This is a genomic window from Blastococcus sp. SYSU DS0510, assembly GCF_054050835.1.
Map to the genome: position 1 here is coordinate 110,914 of NZ_JBJHAC010000002.1, position 17,921 is coordinate 128,834.

At 74.7% G+C, this 17,921-nt stretch carries 16 protein-coding genes and 1 tRNA gene; 5 read left to right on the forward strand and 12 right to left on the reverse strand.

Going from position 1 to position 17,921, the window contains the following annotated elements; genetic code table 11:
* Nucleotides 1–191: 191 nt before the first annotated feature.
* From ACI79P_RS02105 to ACI79P_RS02115, 3 genes are read left to right on the forward strand one after another with little or no spacing between them, the layout of a single operon-like run.
* Complete coding sequence (locus ACI79P_RS02105; RefSeq protein WP_456579388.1) at nucleotides 192–968, forward strand: 3'(2'),5'-bisphosphate nucleotidase CysQ; 777 nt, start codon at nucleotides 192–194, stop codon at nucleotides 966–968.
* On the forward strand, nucleotides 965–1,876 hold the full coding sequence (gene cysD, locus ACI79P_RS02110; protein ID WP_456579389.1) for a sulfate adenylyltransferase subunit CysD: 912 nt from the start codon (nucleotides 965–967) through the stop codon (nucleotides 1,874–1,876). The genes ACI79P_RS02105 and cysD overlap by 4 nt, the downstream gene beginning before the upstream one ends.
* Nucleotides 1,876–3,117 carry a sulfate adenylyltransferase subunit 1 gene (locus ACI79P_RS02115; protein ID WP_456579390.1) on the forward strand — a complete coding sequence of 414 codons (1,242 nt, stop codon included), beginning with the start codon at nucleotides 1,876–1,878 and terminating at the stop codon, nucleotides 3,115–3,117. Before cysD ends, ACI79P_RS02115 begins: the two co-directional genes overlap by 1 nt.
* Nucleotides 3,118–3,161: 44 nt before the next feature.
* On the opposite strand, the gene cysC is transcribed toward ACI79P_RS02115, so the two are convergent.
* From cysC to ACI79P_RS02135, 4 genes are all read right to left on the reverse strand, one after another.
* Entirely contained in the window at nucleotides 3,162–4,199 is a 1,038-nt protein-coding gene (gene cysC / locus ACI79P_RS02120) for an adenylyl-sulfate kinase (RefSeq protein ID WP_456579391.1), read from the reverse strand.
* A gap of 61 nt (nucleotides 4,200–4,260) precedes the next feature.
* Nucleotides 4,261–5,241, reverse strand: coding sequence for a ribose-phosphate diphosphokinase (locus tag ACI79P_RS02125; protein WP_456579392.1), 981 nt, complete (start codon nucleotides 5,239–5,241; stop codon nucleotides 4,261–4,263).
* 13 nt (nucleotides 5,242–5,254) lie between these two features.
* On the reverse strand, nucleotides 5,255–6,763 hold the full coding sequence (gene glmU / locus ACI79P_RS02130) for a bifunctional UDP-N-acetylglucosamine diphosphorylase/glucosamine-1-phosphate N-acetyltransferase GlmU (protein ID WP_456579393.1): 1,509 nt from the start codon (nucleotides 6,761–6,763) through the stop codon (nucleotides 5,255–5,257).
* Between the two features lie 31 nt (nucleotides 6,764–6,794).
* Nucleotides 6,795–6,867 (reverse strand) — tRNA-Gln (locus ACI79P_RS02135).
* Between the two features lie 205 nt (nucleotides 6,868–7,072).
* On the opposite strand from ACI79P_RS02135, the gene ACI79P_RS02140 reads away from it, so the two are divergent.
* A complete protein-coding gene (locus tag ACI79P_RS02140) occupies nucleotides 7,073–8,065 on the forward strand; it encodes an acyl-CoA desaturase (protein ID WP_456579394.1) in 993 nt (330 codons plus the stop codon).
* A 65-nt stretch (nucleotides 8,066–8,130) separates the two neighbouring features.
* Here ACI79P_RS02140 and ACI79P_RS02145 read toward each other — a convergent pair whose 3' ends face one another.
* The 7 genes from ACI79P_RS02145 to ACI79P_RS02175 all read right to left on the reverse strand — a co-directional run bounded on the left by ACI79P_RS02145 (nucleotide 8,131) and on the right by ACI79P_RS02175 (nucleotide 15,666).
* Complete coding sequence (locus ACI79P_RS02145; RefSeq protein ID WP_456579395.1) at nucleotides 8,131–9,048, reverse strand: 4-(cytidine 5'-diphospho)-2-C-methyl-D-erythritol kinase; 918 nt, start codon at nucleotides 9,046–9,048, stop codon at nucleotides 8,131–8,133.
* Nucleotides 9,045–9,773: a 16S rRNA (adenine(1518)-N(6)/adenine(1519)-N(6))-dimethyltransferase RsmA gene (gene rsmA / locus ACI79P_RS02150; protein WP_456579396.1), complete on the reverse strand. Its 729-nt coding sequence runs from the start codon at nucleotides 9,771–9,773 to the stop codon at nucleotides 9,045–9,047. Before rsmA ends, ACI79P_RS02145 begins: the two co-directional genes overlap by 4 nt.
* A gap of 142 nt (nucleotides 9,774–9,915) precedes the next feature.
* Nucleotides 9,916–11,007 carry a ubiquitin-like domain-containing protein gene (locus ACI79P_RS02155; protein WP_456579397.1) on the reverse strand — a complete coding sequence of 364 codons (1,092 nt, stop codon included), beginning with the start codon at nucleotides 11,005–11,007 and terminating at the stop codon, nucleotides 9,916–9,918.
* Between the two features lie 345 nt (nucleotides 11,008–11,352).
* Nucleotides 11,353–12,192 carry a hypothetical protein gene (locus ACI79P_RS02160; protein ID WP_456579398.1) on the reverse strand — a complete coding sequence of 280 codons (840 nt, stop codon included), beginning with the start codon at nucleotides 12,190–12,192 and terminating at the stop codon, nucleotides 11,353–11,355.
* 81 nt (nucleotides 12,193–12,273) lie between these two features.
* Nucleotides 12,274–13,155: a TatD family hydrolase gene (locus ACI79P_RS02165; RefSeq protein ID WP_456579399.1), complete on the reverse strand. Its 882-nt coding sequence runs from the start codon at nucleotides 13,153–13,155 to the stop codon at nucleotides 12,274–12,276.
* Nucleotides 13,152–14,951 carry a methionine--tRNA ligase gene (metG, locus tag ACI79P_RS02170; protein ID WP_456579400.1) on the reverse strand — a complete coding sequence of 600 codons (1,800 nt, stop codon included), beginning with the start codon at nucleotides 14,949–14,951 and terminating at the stop codon, nucleotides 13,152–13,154. The genes ACI79P_RS02165 and metG overlap by 4 nt, the downstream gene beginning before the upstream one ends.
* A 46-nt stretch (nucleotides 14,952–14,997) precedes the next feature.
* A complete protein-coding gene (locus ACI79P_RS02175) occupies nucleotides 14,998–15,666 on the reverse strand; it encodes a hypothetical protein (protein ID WP_456579401.1) in 669 nt (222 codons plus the stop codon).
* Nucleotides 15,667–15,847: 181 nt separating this feature from the next.
* Here ACI79P_RS02175 and corA point away from each other — a divergent pair, with 181 nt between their 5' ends.
* On the forward strand, nucleotides 15,848–16,951 hold the full coding sequence (gene corA / locus ACI79P_RS02180) for a magnesium/cobalt transporter CorA (protein WP_456579402.1): 1,104 nt from the start codon (nucleotides 15,848–15,850) through the stop codon (nucleotides 16,949–16,951).
* 27 nt (nucleotides 16,952–16,978) lie between these two features.
* Here corA and ACI79P_RS02185 read toward each other — a convergent pair whose 3' ends face one another.
* Nucleotides 16,979–17,875, reverse strand: coding sequence for a DUF559 domain-containing protein (locus ACI79P_RS02185; RefSeq protein WP_456579403.1), 897 nt, complete (start codon nucleotides 17,873–17,875; stop codon nucleotides 16,979–16,981).
* Nucleotides 17,876–17,921: the final 46 nt, after the last annotated feature.

Consider the following 17,921-nt stretch of genomic DNA (forward strand, 5'->3'; position numbering starts at 1 on the left):
CGCAGCACACCCCACGGGGCACACGCACGTCGATCACGGAGTACGGGTGGACCGTCTCCCTCGCCGGGCAACGGGAGACACGGTACCCCAGCCCTGTGGCATGGCGGCGCCTGCCCCGGAGGGATGAGGGCAGGTGCTCCCGTGGCGGCCGAACGCCCAGTATCGGGAGACCGCCGGTGAACGGAAGAGATATGCACTCAGAATCCGACCACGCCCTCGCACACGCCCTGGCCACCTCGGCCGGCGAGGTGCTCCTCCGCGTCCGGGCCGGCTCCTACCCCGGCACGGAGGCGCTCAAGGACGCCGGCGACGCCGCCGCCCACGCGCACCTGGTGACCCGGCTGCAGGCGACGCGCCCGGGGGATGCGGTGCTCTCCGAGGAGGGCGCGGACGACCCCGCGCGGGCGGGCGCCGAGCGGGTCTGGATCGTCGACCCGCTGGACGGCACCCGTGAGTTCGCCGAGCTGGACCGCGCCGACTGGGCGGTGCACGTGGCGCTCTGGGAGCGCGGCGAGCTGGTGGCCGGCGCGGTCGCCCTGCCGGCCGAGGGCGTCACGCTCGGCACGGTCGCGCCCGCGACGCTGCCGGCGCGCGCCGAGGGGCCGGTGCGACTGGCCGTCAGCCGCAGCCGCCCGCCGGCGCTCGTGCAGGAGCTGGCGGCCGCGCTCGGGGCCGAGCTGGTGCCCAGGGGCTCGGCCGGGGTCAAGGCGATGGCGGTGGTGCGCGGTCGGGCCGACGCCTACGTGCACGGCGGGGGCCAGTACGAGTGGGACTCCGCGGCACCGGTCGCCGTCGCCCGCGCCGCCGGTGCGCACACGAGCCGGCTCGACGGCTCGCCGCTGGTCTACAACCAGGCCGACCCGTACCTGCCGGACCTGGTGGTCTGCCGCCCGGAGCTCACCGAGCGGCTGCTCGGCGCCCTGGCGGACCTGGGCCCGGCCCGCACCGACGAGGGGGATCGGGCATGACCACGCGCTACGAGCTGAGCCACCTCGACGCGCTCGAGGCCGAGGCGGTGCACGTCCTCCGGGAGGTCGCCGCCGAGTTCGAGCGCCCCGTGCTGCTGTTCTCCGGCGGCAAGGACTCGATCGTCATGCTGCACCTGGCCGAGAAGGCGTTCTGGCCGGCCCGCATCCCCTTCCCGGTGATGCACGTCGACACCGGGCACAACTTCCCCGAGGTCATCGAGTACCGCGACCGCCGGGTCGCCGAGGCCGGCGTCCACCTCGTCGTCGCCTCGGTGCAGGAGTCGATCGACGCCGGTCGGGTGCGGGAGCAGAAGGGCCCCCGGGCCAGCCGCAACCCGCTGCAGACGGTGACCCTGCTCGACGCGATCGAGCGACACGGATTCGACGCCGCCTTCGGCGGCGCCCGCCGCGACGAGGAGAAGGCCCGCGCCAAGGAGAGGGTGTTCTCCTTCCGCGACGAGTTCGGGCAGTGGGACCCGAAGAACCAGCGGCCGGAGCTGTGGTCGCTCTACAACGGCCGCCACCACCGCGGTGAGCACATCCGGGTGTTCCCGCTGTCGAACTGGACCGAGCTCGACATCTGGCAGTACATCGGCAGGGAGGGCATCGAGCTCCCGTCGATCTACTTCGCCCACCGCCGCGAGCTGTTCCTCCGCGACGGCATGCTGCTGTGGCCGAACGAGCACGTCACCCCGGCGGAGGGCGAGGACGTCTTCGAGGCGACGGTGCGCTACCGCACCGTCGGGGACGTCACCTGCACCGGCGCCGTGGCGTCCGCGGCGCGCACCGTCGAGGACATCGTCGAGGAGGTGGCCGCCACCCGGGTCACCGAGCGGGGAGCGACGCGCGCCGACGACCGGGCCAGCGAGGCCGCGATGGAAGACCGCAAGCGCGAGGGGTACTTCTGATGGAGATGCTGCGGGTCGCCACGGCCGGCTCGGTGGACGACGGCAAGTCGACGCTCATCGGTCGGCTGCTGTACGACACCAAGTCCATCTTCAGCGATCAGCTGGAGGCGGTGGAGCGCACCAGCGCCGCGCGCGGTGACGAGTACACCAACCTGGCGCTGCTCACCGACGGTCTGCGGGCCGAGCGGGAGCAGGGCATCACCATCGACGTGGCCTACCGCTACTTCGCGACTCCCAAGCGGAAGTTCGTCGTCGCCGACACCCCCGGGCACATCCAGTACACCCGCAACATGGTGACCGGTGCGTCGACGGCCAACGCGGCGCTGATCCTGGTCGACGCCCGCAAGGGCCTGCTCGAGCAGAGCCGCCGGCACGCGTTCCTGGCCAGCCTGCTGCGGGTGCCGCACCTGGTCCTGTGCGTCAACAAGATGGACCTCGTCGACTACGACCGTGGCGTCTTCGACGCGATCGCCGACGAGTTCCGCACCTTCGCCGCGAAGCTCGACGTGGGCGACCTGACGGTCATCCCCGTGTCGGCGCTGGCCGGCGACAACGTCGTCACCCGGTCGGCGAACATGCCGTGGTACGAGGGCACCTCGCTGCTGCACCACCTGGAGGAGCTGCACATCGCCTCCGACCGGAACCTGATCGACGCCCGGTTCCCGGTGCAGTACGTCATCCGCCCGTTCTCCGCCGAGCACCCCGACTACCGGGGCTACGCCGGCCAGGTGGCCGGCGGCATCTTCAAGCCCGGTGACGACGTCGTCGTGCTGCCCTCGGGGCTGCCGTCGCGGATCGCCGCCATCGAGACCAGGGACGGACCCGTCGCCGAGGCCTTCCCGCCGATGTCGGTGACGATCCGGCTCGAGGACGAGATCGACGTCTCCCGGGGTGACATGGTCTGCCGGCCCCACAACCAGCCCGCCGTCTCCCAGGACGTCGAGGCGATGGTCTGCTGGCTGCACGAGGAGCCGATGCGGCCGGGCGGGAAGTACGCGGTCAAGCACACGACGCGGTCGGCCCGCGCTCTGGTGAAGGACCTGCGCTACCGGCTGGACGTCAACTCGCTGCACCGCGACGAGGGCGCCGCCACGCTGGCCCTCAACGAGATCGGCCGGCTGCGGCTGCGGGTCACCGCGCCGCTGTTCACCGACCCCTACCGGGTCAACCGGACGACGGGGAGCTTCATCCTCGTGGACGAGGGCAGCAACGCGACGGTCGGCGCGGGGATGGTGCTGTAACCCCTCCCGCGAACCCCTCCCGCGCGAGGAGCGCCTGCTGAGCGCTACGACCGCCGAGCGCCCCCCATCGCCGAGAGCACCAGGCGGGCGCACGCCTCGACGTCCGTGCCGCTGGTGTGGACGGTGACCTCCGCGTCGGTGGGCGCCTCGTAGGGATCGCTGATCCCGGTGAACGCCGGGATCTCGCCGCGGCGCGCCTTCGCGTACAGGCCCTTGCGGTCCCGGGCCTCGCACTCGGCGAGCGGCGTGGCGACGTGCACCAGCACGAAGCTGCCCCGCCCTGCCTGCGCCTCCACCTCCCGCCGGACGTCGGCGCGCACCGCCGCGTACGGGGCGATCGGCGCGCAGACGGCGATCCCCCCGTGCTTGGCGATCTGCGCGGCCACCCAGCCGATCCGCCGCACGTTGGTGTCCCGGTCCTGCTGCGAGAAGCCGAGCCCCGCCGACAGGTGGTGGCGCACCTCGTCGCCGTCGAGCAGGGTGACCGCCGAACCGGACTCGAGCAGCAGTTCGACCACGCGCCCGGCGATCGTCGACTTGCCCGCACCCGACAGCCCCGTGAAGAACAGCACCGTGCCACCCGTCCGGGCGGGTTCGGGGTCGGCCCGCTCCCCCAGCAGCGTCGCGCCGTACCGGGCGGCCAGCTCCCCCCAGGGCAGCTCCGGGTCGGCGGCGGTGACCGGTACCAGGACCAGCTCGACCTCGCGGCCGGTCGCGCGCACCCCCGCCCAGGCGGCGGCGCCGGTGGAGACCGAGGCGGAGTCCGCCGGCGCACCGGCCACGGGCAGCAGCGCGAGGACGCGCTCGGGCAGCTCCGCAGGGTCGGCGGGGGGCCGGCCGACCCAGGCGGCCGGCGCCGCCCAGCCGAGGTCGGTCAGCCGCCGGGCCACCGCCGCGGGCGAGCGCCAGCGCGGGATCTCCGCCACCGCCAGCCCGTCGCCCTCGCGGACGGCGACCGGCACGCCCTGGGCGTCCTCGAAGGCCTCCCCGGCCGGCAGGTCGGGGACCGCGGCGCCCAGGCCGAAGTGGTAGCGGGCCACGGCGGCCACCTGGGCGTCGGTGAGTCGGGCGCGAGCGGGCACGCCGGCCATCCTCCCAGGGGACCGGCCGCGGACCACCCGGCCGCCCCCCGGCGGGGTGAGCTCAGCTGGCGCCGTCGAAGAGGCTGGTGACCGAGCCGTCCTCGAAGACCTCCTTGATGGCCCGCGCGAGCAGCGGGGCGATCGAGAGGACGGTGAGCTTGTCGAACTGGCGGGCCGGCTCGATGGGCAGCGTGTTGGTCACGATGACCTCGCTGATCTTGCTGTTGGACAGCCGCTCGACGGCGGCTCCGGACAGCACACCGTGCGTGGCGGTGACGATGACGTCGGCGGCCCCGGCGTCGAACAGGGTCTCGGCGGCCTTCACGATCGTGCCGCCGGTGTCGATCATGTCGTCGACCAGGATGCAGACCCGGCCCTCGACCTCGCCGACGACGCGGTTGGCGACGACCTCGTTGGCCACCATCGGGTCACGCGTCTTGTGGATGAAGGCCAGCGGGGTGCCGCCGAGCTTGTCGCTCCACCGCTCGGAGACGCGGACCCGCCCGGAGTCGGGCGAGACGACGGTGATGTCGCGGTCGCCCCAGCGCGCGCAGACGTGCTTGACCAGCAGGTCGAGGGCGAAGAGGTGGTCGACCGGGCCGTCGAAGAAGCCCTGGATCTGGGCGGTGTGGAGGTCGACGGTCATCAGCCGGTCGGCGCCCGCGGTCTTGAACATGTCGGCGACCAGGCGCGCCGAGATCGGCTCGCGGCCGCGGTGCTTCTTGTCCTGCCGGGCGTAGGGGAAGAACGGCGCGACGACGGTGATCCGCTTGGCCGAGGCGCGCTTGAGCGCGTCGACCATGATCAGCTGCTCCATGAGCCAGGTGTTGATCGGCGCGGTGTGGCTCTGCACCACGAAGGCGTCGCAGCCGCGCACCGACTCCTCGAAGCGCACGAACAGCTCGCCGTTGGCGAACTCGTAGGAGGCCGTGGGGGTGGGGGTGACGCCCAGGTGACCGGCGATCTCGTCGGTCAGCGCGGGGTAGGCCCGGCCGGAGAAGAGCATCATGCTCTTGTTCGTCGTCTGCCGGATCGCACTCATCGGCTCGCTGTCCCTAGCTGTCGTGGGCCGCACGGGAGGACTCGGACGGGTCCGTCCCGGGTGCCTCGGTCCGGCCCTCGGCCGCTGCCGCGGCCTCCGCAGCGGGCGTTCCGGACCGTCGGCGACGCACCCAGCCTGCCACATTCCGCTGGGGTGCCCGAGCGACGGCCATCGCCCCCGGGGGGACGTCGGAGGTGATGACCGACCCCGCGGCGGTGTACGCGCCGTCCCCCACCGTGACCGGCGCCACGAACATGTTGTCGGCACCGGTGCGCGCGTGCTCACCGATGGTGGTGCGGTGCTTGGCGACGCCGTCGTAGTTCACGAAGACCGTGGCCGCCCCGATGTTGGTGCCGCGGCCGATCGTCGCGTCGCCCACGTAGGAGAGGTGCGGGATCTTCGCCCCCTCCCCCACCTGCGCGTTCTTGGTCTCGACGAACGTGCCGACCTTCGCCCCGGCGCCGAGGTCGGTGCCCGGGCGCAGGTAGGCGAACGGACCCACCGAGACCCGCGCGCCGATCCGCGCCCCGACCGCGTGCGCCCGCACCACGGTGGCGCCCTCGCCGACCTCGGTGTCCTCCAGGGTGGTGTCCGGGCCGACGTGGGCAGCATCACCCACGGAGGTCACCCCGCGGAGGTGGGTGCCGGGCTCCAGGACCGCGTCCCGGCCGACGGTCGCGGTGACGTCGACCCACGTGGTGAGCGGGTCGACGACGGTGACACCGCTGCGCATGAGCTCCTCGAGCAGGCGGTCGTTGAGGGTGCGGCGGCGGGCGGCGAGCTCCACGCGGTCGTTGCAGCCGAGGACGTCGTCGGGGTCGTCGGCCCGGACGGCGGCCGTGGGGGCCCCGCCGGCGACGAGCGGCGCGAGCGCGTCGGTCAGGTACTGCTCGCCCTGCGCGTTCGACGTCCCGAGGCCGGCCAGGACCCGGCGCAGCGTGGCGGCGTCGGCGACGTAGACGCCGGCGTTGACCTCCCGGATGGCGCGCTGCTCGTCGGTCGCGTCGCGCTCCTCGACGATGGCCTGCGGGGTCCCGCGGTCGTCGCGGACGATCCGGCCCAGACCGGTCGGGTCCTCGACCTCGGCGGTGAGGACGGTGAAGACGCTCCCGGCGGCGTCGTGGGCCGCCACCAGCCCGGTGAGCGTCCGGCTGGTCAGCAGGGGCGAGTCCCCGTTGACGACGAGGACGGAGCCCTCGAGGTCCCGGACGGCGGCCAGCGCCACACCTGCCGCGTGGCCCGAGCCGAGCTGCTCCTCCTGCACGACCGCCCGGGCGTCGGGCGCGATCTCCGCGAGGTGGGCCTCCACCTGCTCCCGGCCCGAGCCGACGACGACCACCGTCCGGCCCGCCGAGAGCGGCGCGGCCGCGGCGAGCACGTGCCCGAGCATGCTGCGGCCGCCGAGCGGGTGCAGCACCTTGGGGGTGGACGAGCGCATCCGGGTGCCCTGCCCGGCGGCCAGGACCACGACGGCGGCCACCGTCGGCGCATCGGGGGCGGGAACCGGCTGCGGGTGGGTCACGGAACTCCTCGGGAGGCGTCGGCGGGTTGCGCTGGGGGACTCGGACTCGAACCGAGACTTCCCGGCTCCAAAGGCCGGCGGGCTGCCGATTACCCCATCCCCCATCCCCGGGCCGGTGCGGGCCCGGGAGGCGCCGGCGGAGGGCGCCCGACGGCGAGCCTAGGGCCCCGCCGGTGCCGGGAGCACGCGCGCGGGGCCGCGGGCGCCCCGCGGTCCGGTCGCCGGGTCCCCCGCGGTGGCGTACGTTACGGCCACGTAGCCGGGCCGCGCGCACCGGCCAACACCCCCCTCGGTCGCCTCGGAGGCCCCTTGTCCGCTCCTGCCCGCACCCGGCCCATGGCTCCCCCGCGCCCCGCGGACCCGCACGCCGGGCTCCCGGAGAACGCGATCGGGCGGCGCAAGAGCGTCCTGGAGATCGTCACCCTCTACGTCTTCGTGGTGGTGCCCTTCCTCGCTCTGGCCGCGGTCGTGCCGGCGGTGTGGGGCTGGGGGCTCTCCTGGCTGGATGTGGGGCTGGCGGTCGGCTTCTACTTCTTCACCCTGCTGGGTGTGACGGTGGGCTACCACCGCTACTTCACCCACGGCTCGTTCAAGGCGAAGCGGCCGCTGCGGCTGGGGCTGGCCGTCGCCGGCTCCATGGCGATCCAGGGGCCGGTCATCCAGTGGGTGGCCGACCACCGGCGCCACCACGCGTTCTCCGACCGCGAGGGCGACCCGCACTCGCCGTGGCGCTACGGCACGGGCGCCGGCGCGCTGCTGAAGGGCATGTTCCACGCCCACCTGGGCTGGCTGTTCGAGCGGCGCAAGACGAACGCCGAGCGCTACGCGCCCGACCTGCTCAAGGACTCCGCCCTGGTCACCACCGGTCGGCTGTTCGTGGTGTGGGCCGCGGTCAGCGTGTTCCTGCCCGCGCTCATCGGCGGCCTGGTCACCGGCACCTGGGCCGGCGCGTGGACCGCCTTCTTCTGGGCGGGACTGGTGCGCATCGCGCTGCTGCACCACGTGACCTGGTCGATCAACTCGGTCTGCCACGTGGTGGGCGACCGCCCCTTCGTCTCCCCCGGCCGCGACCGGGCGACGAACTTCTGGCCGCTGGCGATCCTCAGCGCCGGCGAGTCGTGGCACAACCTGCACCACGCCGACCCGACCTGCGCCCGGCACGGCGTGCTGCGCGGGCAGATCGACATCAGCGCCCGGGTGATCTGGGCGTTCGAGAAGCTCGGCTGGGCCTGGAACGTCAAGTGGCCCGACCCGGTCCGGCTCGCCGCCAAGCGCCGTGTGCCGGCGACCACCGCCGCCTGACCACCGCCGCCTGAGCGCCGCCGCCTGAGCGCCGCCGCCTGAGCGCCCCGCCCGGCCCGCGCCGGTCAGCCGACGGGCCGGGCCCCCGGGACGGGGCCGCTGACGGCCCGGACGGTGCGGAAGACCCCGACGCCGGCCAGCTCGGCGGCGAGGCGGACGGCGGACCGCTCGTCGTCCGCCAGCGCGGCCACCGTGGGCCCCGAGCCGCTGACCAGCGCGGCGCGGGCGCCGGCGTCCTCGGCGGCGCGCAGCGCCCGGCGCAGCTCCGGCCGGAGGGCCAGGGCGGCCGGCTGCAGGTCGTTGGCCAGCGCCCCGGCGAGCTCGTCGACCGAGCCCGAGCGCAGCGCGGCGAGCACGGGCCCGGCCGGCGTCGGCCCGGTCACGTCCGGCGCCCGGCCGTCGGCGCGCATGCGGTCGAGCTCCCCGTAGACCGCCGGCGTCGAGAGCCCCTCCCCGGCGATGCCGAGCACCCAGTGCCACCGCCCGGCGGCGAGCACCGGGGAGACCTGCTCCCCCCGGCCGGTGCCGAGAGCCACCCCGCCGACGAGGCTGAACGGCACGTCGCTGCCGAGCCGGGCGGCGAGCCCGAGGAGCTCCTCCCGGCCGGCCCGGGTGCCCCAGAGCGCGTCCAGCGCGACCAGCGTCGCCGCGGCGTCGGCGCTGCCCCCGGCCAGCCCGGCGGCGACCGGGATGCTCTTGACCACCTCCAGGTCGGCGTCGGCGCGGACCCCCGCGTGCGCGGCGAGCAGCTCCGCCGCCCGCCAGACGAGGTTGGTGCGGTCGGCGGGCACCAGCCCGGGGCCGTCGGCGCCCTCGCCGCTCAGCCGCAGCGAGAGCCCCTCACCCGGCCGTGCCGTGACGGTGTCGTGCAGCGACACCGCGAGGTAGACGGTGTGCAGCGCGTGGAAGCCGTCCTCGCGCAGCGGGCCGACGCCGAGGTGCACGTTGACCTTCGCCGGCGCCCGGACGACCACGGCGCTCACGGCTGCACCGGCTCGGTGGCGGCCAGGCGGGCGAAGTCGGTGACGGAGAGCTGCTCGCCGCGGGCGGTGGGCTCGATGCCGGCCGCCCGCAGGCGCTGCTCGGCCGCGGCCGGGCTCCCCGCCCAGCGCGCCAGCGCCGCGCGCAGGCCCTTGCGGCGCATGCCGAAGGCCGCGTCGACGGCGGCGAAGGTCGCCACCCGGTCCCCCGGCGGCGGCGGACGGCGGACGAGGGCGACCAGGCCGGAGTCGACGTTCGGCTCGGGCCAGAAGACCCGCCGCCCCACGTTGCCCGCCCGGCGCACCTCGCCGTACCAGGCGGCCTTGACCGACGGGACGCCGTAGGCCGGCGTCCCCGGCGCGGCGGCCAGCCGCTCGGCGACCTCGGCCTGCACGAGCACCAGCGCCCGGTCGAGCGTGGGCAGCAGCTCGAGCAGGTGCAGCAGCACCGGGACGGCGATGTTGTAGGGCAGGTTGGCCACCAGCGCGGTGGGCGGGCGGCCGGGCAGCTCGCGGATCCGGAGCGCGTCGTCCCGCACCACGGTGAGCCGGTCGGCGAGGTCGGGCCGGCGGGCGGCGACCGTGCCGGGCAGCAGCTCGGCCAGCCGCGGGTCGATCTCCACCGCCGTCACGTGCGCGGCGGAGGGCAGCAGCCCGAGGGTGAGCGAGCCCAGCCCGGGCCCCACCTCGAGCACGACGTCGTCGGGCCGCAGGTCGGCGGTGCGCACGATCCGCCGGATGGTGTTCGCGTCGTGGAGGAAGTTCTGGCCGAGCGTCTTGGTGGGACGCAGGTCGAGCTGCTGGGCCAGGTCGCGGATCGCGGCCGGGCCCAGCAGCCCGTCGGTCGGCTCCGGTGCGGTGGTCAGCGGATCAGCTGAACAGGCGGGGCCCGCAGTGCGGCCACTGGCCGGCGCCGGAGCGCTGGTACAGCAGCTGCGCGCGGTAGGTCTGCTCGTCGGCCGAGGCGGCGGCGGGGTCGCCGGTGCCGCCGACCGAGTTCCAGGTGGACTGCGAGAACTGGTACATGCCGCGGTACTTGCCCGTCGAGCTCACCGCGTCCGGGCGGCCGCCGGACTCGCACCCGGCGAGCGCGGCCCAGTTGAGGCCGTCCGCGGCCGGGCGGTTGGTCGGGCGGGTCTTGGTGCCGACCGCGACCTGCTCGTCGACCGGCTGGCGGGTGACGCTGCTCGACAGCGTCTCGCGGCTGGTCTCGGCACCGTCGACGACGGTCACCCGGTAGGTGGTCACCTGCTCCCCGTCGACGCCCGGGACGGTCACCGTCTCCTCGCCCAGGAAGGCCTCGGCGTCCTGGGTCTCCACGCGCCCGTGCGCCACCGGGGTGGCCTCGCTGATCTCGGAGACCTGCACCCGGTACACCTGCAGGCGCATCCGGTTCAGCAGCGCCTGGGACAGCCGCAGGCTGGTGCGGTCGGTCCCGCTGAGCGCGATGCCCTGCTCGGCGAGCAGGTCACCGGCCGTGGCGGCGGTCGTGGTGACCACCCGCTCCTGGCCGTCGGCGACGAGCACGACCTCCTTGGGCGTGGTGATGCTCAGCCGCATCCCCTCCAGCGGAAGGCGCTCGCTACGGCTGGCGGAGACCACCAGGCCGTCGGTGCGGAAGCCGAGCTGGTCGAGCGCCTCCTGGACCGACAGGGCGGTCACGAGCACCTCGCGGGAGACGCCGTCCACCGTGAGCTCGATCGGCCGCGCCCGGTTGAGGACGACGGTGTCACCGTCGGCCACCACCTGGTCCGCGGCGGGCAGCACGACGTCGTGCGCCGCGAGGGAGAGCCCCTCCTCCTCGAGCACCTCGGCCACGGTGCCGGCGTAGGTGCCGACGTCCCGGCTCTGCCCGTCCACGGTCAGCGTGACGGACTTCTGGGCGAGGAAGAAGGCCAGCGTCCCGCCCACCAGTCCGAGGAGGACGAGGGCGAAGAGGCTGAACTGCAGGGAGCGGCGCACGACACTTCCAGGGGTCACAGAACCCGGGCAGGAGAGCGTCGGGACCGCCGGAGCGGCCCGGTCGCGTCGGCGGCTCGGACGGCAGCGGCCGGGTTGCCCCGGTGCGGCGCCGCCCGGGTCGTCGCTCCACCCCGGCTGTCGGTCACGACACGATAACGAACACTCTGCGGATGGCTCTGGTGCACGAGGAGTGAAGCAGAGGGCACCTGCTCCGCTGTGTCGACTCGCCGACACGTCCAGTCATCGCCACGCCGCGCCAGGACGCCGGCTGGGCCGCCGGTCCGGCCGGCGACGGGTGACCAAGCCCACGGGGTGGAGACCCCCGTCCGGGGGAACGCGGGGTGCTCAGCCGGCCAGCGCGGGCGCGCTCGAGGGCACGGGCCGCAGCCAGCTCCAGAGGAACACGGCCACCGCGACCCCCGCGGCCAGCGCGGAGAACCCCCCGGCGACGAAGGCGACCGGCAGCACGTCGAACCCCTCGCCGACCTCGTCGCCCAGGTCGAGCCCCACCCGCAGCAGCAGGGCGCCGAGCGGCAGCAGCGCGCTCACGCTCGCGGCGGCGACCACCAGGTGCGCCGTCCAGGTGCGCAGCGCCTCGTCGACCGGCACGTCGGCCCCGTCGGCGGGCATCGGCCGGAGCAGGGCGCGCAGCAGCGCCACCTCGGCCAGCAGCCAGGCCGCCGCGGGCACCGCCACCAGCGCCCAGGCCACCGGACCGCCGAGGTCACCCGTGGACCACGACCACCCGGCGAGGAACAGCTCCGCGGCGACCACCACGCGCATCGTCCACAGCAGCCAGGCCGAGATCTGCTCCCCCTGGCGCGGGCGGCGCGGCGGCGCGCTCAGCTGCCAGCGCGGTCGCGGCCGGGTCGCCTCGGCGAGCAGGACGCCCGCCAGCGAGCCGACGACGAGGATCGGCACCCACAGGAAGACCGACGCCTCGGCGAGCACGACGACGCTCGCCACCACCCCGGCGATGCCCAGGAGCAGGCCGAGCCACCGCCAGCGGCGACCGTGCGCCGCCTGGCGCTGCAGCGTCGCCGTCCCCTCCCGGCTGGGGTCGGCCAGCTCGACGGCGCCACCGGCGACGGCGCGACGCCCGCTCGCCAGCGCCCATGCGCGAGCCAGCAGCACACCGGGCACCAGCACGGCGATGAACACCACGACGGCGATGAGACGACCCACGAGTGCCAGTGTCCCCCGGAATGCCGGGCGTGGGGCAGGCGCCGGTCACGCTCCGGTAACACCGGCGTCCCGGCGGCGGCGCTAGTGCCAGGTGCCGAAGACGCGTTCGGCGGTGGCGGTGAGCGCGTCGCAGAACTGCGCCAGGTCGGTCCCGGTCACCTCGGCGAGGGCGCGCACCGTGTGCGGCACCAAGCGCGAGGCGTTCGGCCGGCCCCGGAGCGGCACCGGGGTGAGGAACGGCGAGTCGGTCTCCACGAGCAGCTGCTCCAGCGGGGTCAGCGCCGCGGCCTCGCGCAGGTAGCCCGCGCTGCCGAACGTCACCGTGCCGGCGAAGGAGAGCACGAACCCGCGCTCGACGCAGGCCCGGGCGAACGCCGCGTCGCCGGAGAAGCAGTGCATGACGACGTGCTGGGGCGCCCCCTCGTCGTCGACCACCCGCAGCACCTCGTCGTGCGCGTCGCGGTCGTGGACGACCAGCGCCAGCCCGTGCCGCTTGGCGATGCGGATGTGCTCGCGGAAGGACGCCTCCTGCGCCGCCCAGCCCTCGGGGCCGGTGCGGTAGCGGTCCAGGCCGGTCTCCCCCACCGCCCGCACCCGCGGCAGCGCGGCGAGGCGGTCGATCTCGGCGAGGGCGTCGTCGTCGGCCTCCCCGGCACCGGCTTCGTTGGGGTGCACGGCGACCGCGGCGAGGACGTTCGGGTGCCGTGCGGCCAGCTCCGCCGACCACCGGGAGGAGGCGACGTCGACCCCGACCTGCACCAGACGCGGGACGCCCACCGCCACGGCGGCCGCGATCTCGGCGTCGACGTCGGCGTCCGTCGCCGTCGGCCCCTCCTCGGGACGGAAGCCGTCCAGGACGATGTCCAGGTGCGTGTGGCTGTCCACCGCCGGTGCCGGCAACGGCTCCGGGGACGGCGGCGGCTCGTCCCGCCGGTTCGCGCGGGCAGACGCCGACCGGCTCACTGCCCGCCCTCCTCCAGGCGCTTGAGCTCCTCCTCCACGACGGACTCGTCGAGCTTGGTGAAGATCGGCGTCGGCGGCGCCAGCGGCGTGCCCGGCGCGGCGAGCGGGGTGGACGCCCACACCGCCTGGCCCTGGTCGTAGGCCCCGGTGATGATCGGGTACGGGGAGCCGTCGTCGAGGTCGGTGACCTCCTGGATCTCCGGCGCCACCGACCACGTGCCCTCGCCCCCGAGCAGCTCGTGCACCTTCTGCGCCGAGTGCGGGAGGAACGGGGTGAGCAGGGCGTTGCAGTCCTTGATCGCCTGCAGCGCGGTGTGCAGGACGGTGTCCCGGCGGGCCGGGTCCTCCTTGAGCTTCCACGGCGCCTGGTCCGAGAGGTACTTGTTCGCCTCGCCGACCACCCGCATCGCCTCGCCGATGGCGGCCTTCTGGCGGTTGCGCGACAGCAGGTCGCCCACCGTGTCGAAGGCCGCGGAGGTGGTGCCCAGCAGCGCCCGGTCGTCGTCGGTGAGCTCACCCGGCGTCGGCACCGCGCCGACGTTCTTCGCCGCCATCGAGACGCTGCGGTTGACCAGGTTGCCCCAGCCCGCGACGAGCTCCTCGTTGTTGCGCCGGCGGAACTGCTCCCAGGTGAAGTCGGTGTCCTGGTTCTCCGGGCCCGCGACGGCGATGAAGTAGCGCAGCGCGTCGGCGTCGTACCGGGCCAGGAAGTCGCGCACGTAGATGACGACCTGGCGGCTGCTCGAGAACTTGCGGCCCTCCATGGTGAGGAACTCGCTGGAGACGACCTCGGTGGGCAGGTTCAGCCGGCCGAGCGGGCCCGGCGTCCCGCCCTTGTCGCCCTCGCCGTTGTAGCCGAGCAGCTGGGCGGGCCAGATCTCGGAGTGGAAGACGATGTTGTCCTTGCCCATGAAGTAGTAGGCGTCGGAGTCCGGCGTCTGCCACCACTGCCGCCACGCGTCGGGGTCACCGGAGCGGCGGGCCCACTCGATGGACGCCGACAGGTACCCGACGACGGCGTCGAACCAGACGTAGATGCGCTTGTCGGGCCGGTCGCGCCAGCCGTCGAGCGGCACCGGCACACCCCAGTCGATGTCGCGGGTGTAGCTGCGCGGCTTGAGGTCCTCGAGCAGGTTCACGCTGAAGTTGAGGACGTTGGGGCGCCAGCTCTTGCGGGTGCCCAGCCAGTCGCCCAGCGCCCGGGTGAACGCCGGCAGGTCGAGGAAGTAGTGCTCGCTCTCGACGAACTTCGGCGTCTCGCCGTTGATCTTGCTGACCGGGTTGATCAGGTCGATCGGGTCGAGCTGGTTGCCGCAGTTGTCGCACTGGTCGCCGCGCGCGCCGTCGTAGCCGCAGATCGGGCACGTGCCCTCGATGTAGCGGTCGGGCAGGGTGCGGCCGGTGGAGGGGCTGATCGCGCCGAGCGTCGTCTTCGGGAAGACGTAGCCGTTCTTCAGCAGGCCCAGGAAGATCTCCTGGCTGATCTGCGCGTGGTTGGCCGTCGACGTCCGGGTGAACAGGTCGTAGCTGAGCCCGAGCGACTGCAGGTCGCCGACGATGATCCGGTTGTTGCGGTCGGCGATCTCGCGGGGCGTGATGCCCTCGGCGTCGGCGGCGACCGTGATCGGGGTCCCGTGCTCGTCGGTGCCGCTCACCATCAGCACCCGGTCCCCGGCCATCCGGTGGTAGCGGCTGAAGACGTCGGAGGGGACGCCGAAGCCGGAGACGTGGCCGATGTGCCGCGGGCCGTTGGCGTAGGGCCACGCGACGGCGGTCAGGATGTGCCGATCACTCACGCGTTGAGACTAGGCGGACCCCGCGGCCGGTCGCCGGGGAACCCGCTCAGGGCTGGGAGACCACGCTGCCGACCGGGCCGGGCGGGCCGGCCTCGACCGGGCTGAGCACGGCGAAGCCGCCCAGGACGAGGGCGATGCCGCCGAGGGTGAGGGCGCACAGCGAGCGGTGCACGACCACCGGGTCGGGGCGGCGCACGCGGACCCGCGGGCCCTGGAGCACCCACTCCCGGGCCGACGGCGCGTCCACGAGCAGCAGCTTGCCGATCGTGAGCCCGAAGGCGCCGGCGAACAGCAGCGGGAGCGGCAGGCCACCGGTGAGCGCGGTCGGCAACGGCAGGAGGACCGCCATGCCGCCGAGCACCGACACCGCCGCCAGCTCGGCCACCGAGGTGACGACGAGCAGGGTGCGGGTGGAGCCGTCCACCAGCGCCGCCCCGGCGCCGGCGGTGAGGACGACCCAGGCGGCGAGCACGACCAGGGCCAGTCCGACGACCCAGCCCGACGGCCGGACCGGGGAGGCCAGGACGACGTCGGCCCGGGCGAGCCCGAACGCGAGGAGACCGACGGCCTCGAGGACCGAGAGCCCAGCGGCCGCGAGCGCCGGCACCGGGATGCGTCGCAGCCCGCCGCCGACCGCGACCTCGGGGGCCCGCCGCTCCGGGCGGGGGTGGGACGACCCGACGGTGCTGCGGACGTCGAGGACGGTGCTCGCCACGAGGGTTCTCTCCCTGACCGGTCGGAGGTGTCTCGTGACTCGACGGCCGGTCGGGGCGGTGGCTGGAGCACCGGTCCCGGCCGCCTCACCCCTCGGGGTGGGACACCCGCCCGATCCGGGAGCCGCGCGCGCTTAGGCTGCTGATCCCGGACGACGACCCGCGAGGAAGGCGGCACCCGCGATGACCACCCGGGACGAGCACCCCGCCACCCGCCTCGGACCGAGCGACCCGCCGACGCTGCGCCCGCAGCCGGCCGGACCGCAGCACCGCCGCCCCACCCGCCGGCCGGACGAGGGCGCCGTCGTCGACTGCGCTGTCTACGTCGGCGGGGAGCGGCAGGAGCCGGTGACCCCGCACGAGGCGCTGCGCGTCGCCGAGGAGCGCGACGGCTTCGTGTGGCTGGGCCTGTTCGCGCCCACCGAGGAAGAGCTGGGCGCGATCGCCGAGCGGTACGACCTGCACCCGCTCGCCGTCGAGGACGCCGTCTACGCCCACCAGCGCCCCAAGCTCGAGCCCTACGACGACGCGCTCTTCATGGTGCTCAAGACCGCGACGTACGTGGAGCACGAGGAGCTGACCGCCACCAGCGAGGTCGTGGACACCGGTGAGGTGATGGTCTTCCTCGGCCCCCGGTACGTGATCACGGTGCGGCACGGCGAGCACGGCGGGCTGACCGGCCTGAGGGAACGGCTGGAGGAGCAGCGCGACCTGCTGTGCCTGGGCCCCTCCGCGGTGCTCTACGCGGTCGCCGACCTCGTCGTCGACACCTTCGTGGAGGTCACCGCGGCCGTCGAGCAGGACGTCGAGGAGCTCGAGGCGTCGGTCTTCAGCCCGGAGCGCACCGACGACATCGGCCGGCTCTACCAGCTCAAGCGCGAGCTGCTGTCGCTGCGCCGGGCGGTCTCACCGCTGGAGGTGCCGCTGCAGAAGCTCGCCGAGCGGCCGGTCGACGTCGTCCCCGAGGCGATGCGCTCCTACTTCCGCGACGTGCTCGACCACGCCATCCGGGTGCGGGACCAGGTCGGCGGGCTGGACGAGCTGCTCACCTCGATCCTGCAGGCGTCGCTCGCGCGCACGACCATGGCCGACAACGAGGACATGCGGAAGATCTCGGCCTACGCGGGCATCATCGCCGTGCCCACCGCGATCGCCGGCATCTACGGCATGAACTTCGAGCACATGCCCGAGCTCGAGTGGCGGTTCGGCTACCCGCTGGTGCTGCTGGTGATCCTCGGCGCGATCGTGCTGCTCTACCGCGGCTTCAAGCGCAACGGCTGGCTGTAGGCGGCGCCGACTGTGCGCTCGTCGGGGTCACCGACGGCCGGGTAGACCCGGGAACTGCACGACGGCGGCCAAGCGGGCGAGGAGTTCGGCCGGACGGTGGAGATCGGCGGCGGTCACGAAGACGACGCGCCACCCGGCCTCCTGGAGCCGGTTGAGCCGCCGCCGGTCGCGGGCGAGCTGGCCGGGCTCGCCGTGCCAGGCCCCGTCGTACTCGACGGCCACCTTCAGCTCGGGCCACGCGAAGTCGACGCGCGCCACGAAGCTCCCCCGGTGGCGCACCTCGTACTGGGCTACCGGCGCCGACAGCCCGCCCCGGGCCATGAGCAACCGCAGGCGGGTCTCCTGGGGCGACTCGGCCAGCCCGTCGGCGAGCGCGCACGCCCGCCGGGCCCGCGCCGACCCCGCCCCGCGAGCGAGACCGGCCCGTCGCCGCACCTCGGCCAGGTCGATCACCCGCGCCGCGGCCATGCGGTCGAGCGCCACGACGGCGTCGTCCGGCGGCAGGGCGGCGGCCACCCGGACGGCGGTCGCCTCGGGCAGGGTCACCCGCGCGCCGAAGCAGGGTCGGACGTCGTCCCGCGCGAGCGCCGCCCGGCGCACCCGGATGCCCGCGACGCGGACCGGCCGCCGGGACGGAGGAACGGTCAGCTCCACGTCGTCACCCGGACCGGCGAGCTCCACTCCCCACAGCACGGCGGCGCTGCACCCGGTGACGACGGCGTCCGGGCGGACGAGCGACGCGGCGGCCAGCGCCCGCAGCCGGTGGGTGACCTCGACGTCGCGGTGGACGTAGACGTCGCGGAAGAGCCGGCGCCAGGCGCGGCTGCGGAGCTGGTCCGGTGTCAGCAGGCCCCGGGCGACCGCCGCGCTGCCGCGGAAGGGGTCGCCGCACAGGGCGATCGGTTGCGTCGGTGGCCGGGGCACCGCCGAACCGTGCCGGATCGGGCCCTCCGCGCGTCGGGACTGTCCA

Coding starts and splice junctions, on each gene's coding strand:
- ACI79P_RS02105 (WP_456579388.1), top strand. CDS start 192: ATGCACTCAGAATCCGACCACGCCCTCGCACACGCCCTGGCCACCTCG.
- cysD (WP_456579389.1), top strand. CDS start 965: ATGACCACGCGCTACGAGCTGAGCCACCTCGACGCGCTCGAGGCCGAG.
- ACI79P_RS02115 (WP_456579390.1), top strand. CDS start 1,876: ATGGAGATGCTGCGGGTCGCCACGGCCGGCTCGGTGGACGACGGCAAG.
- ACI79P_RS02125 (WP_456579392.1), bottom strand. CDS start 5,241: ATGAGTGCGATCCGGCAGACGACGAACAAGAGCATGATGCTCTTCTCC.
- corA (WP_456579402.1), top strand. CDS start 15,848: ATGACCACCCGGGACGAGCACCCCGCCACCCGCCTCGGACCGAGCGAC.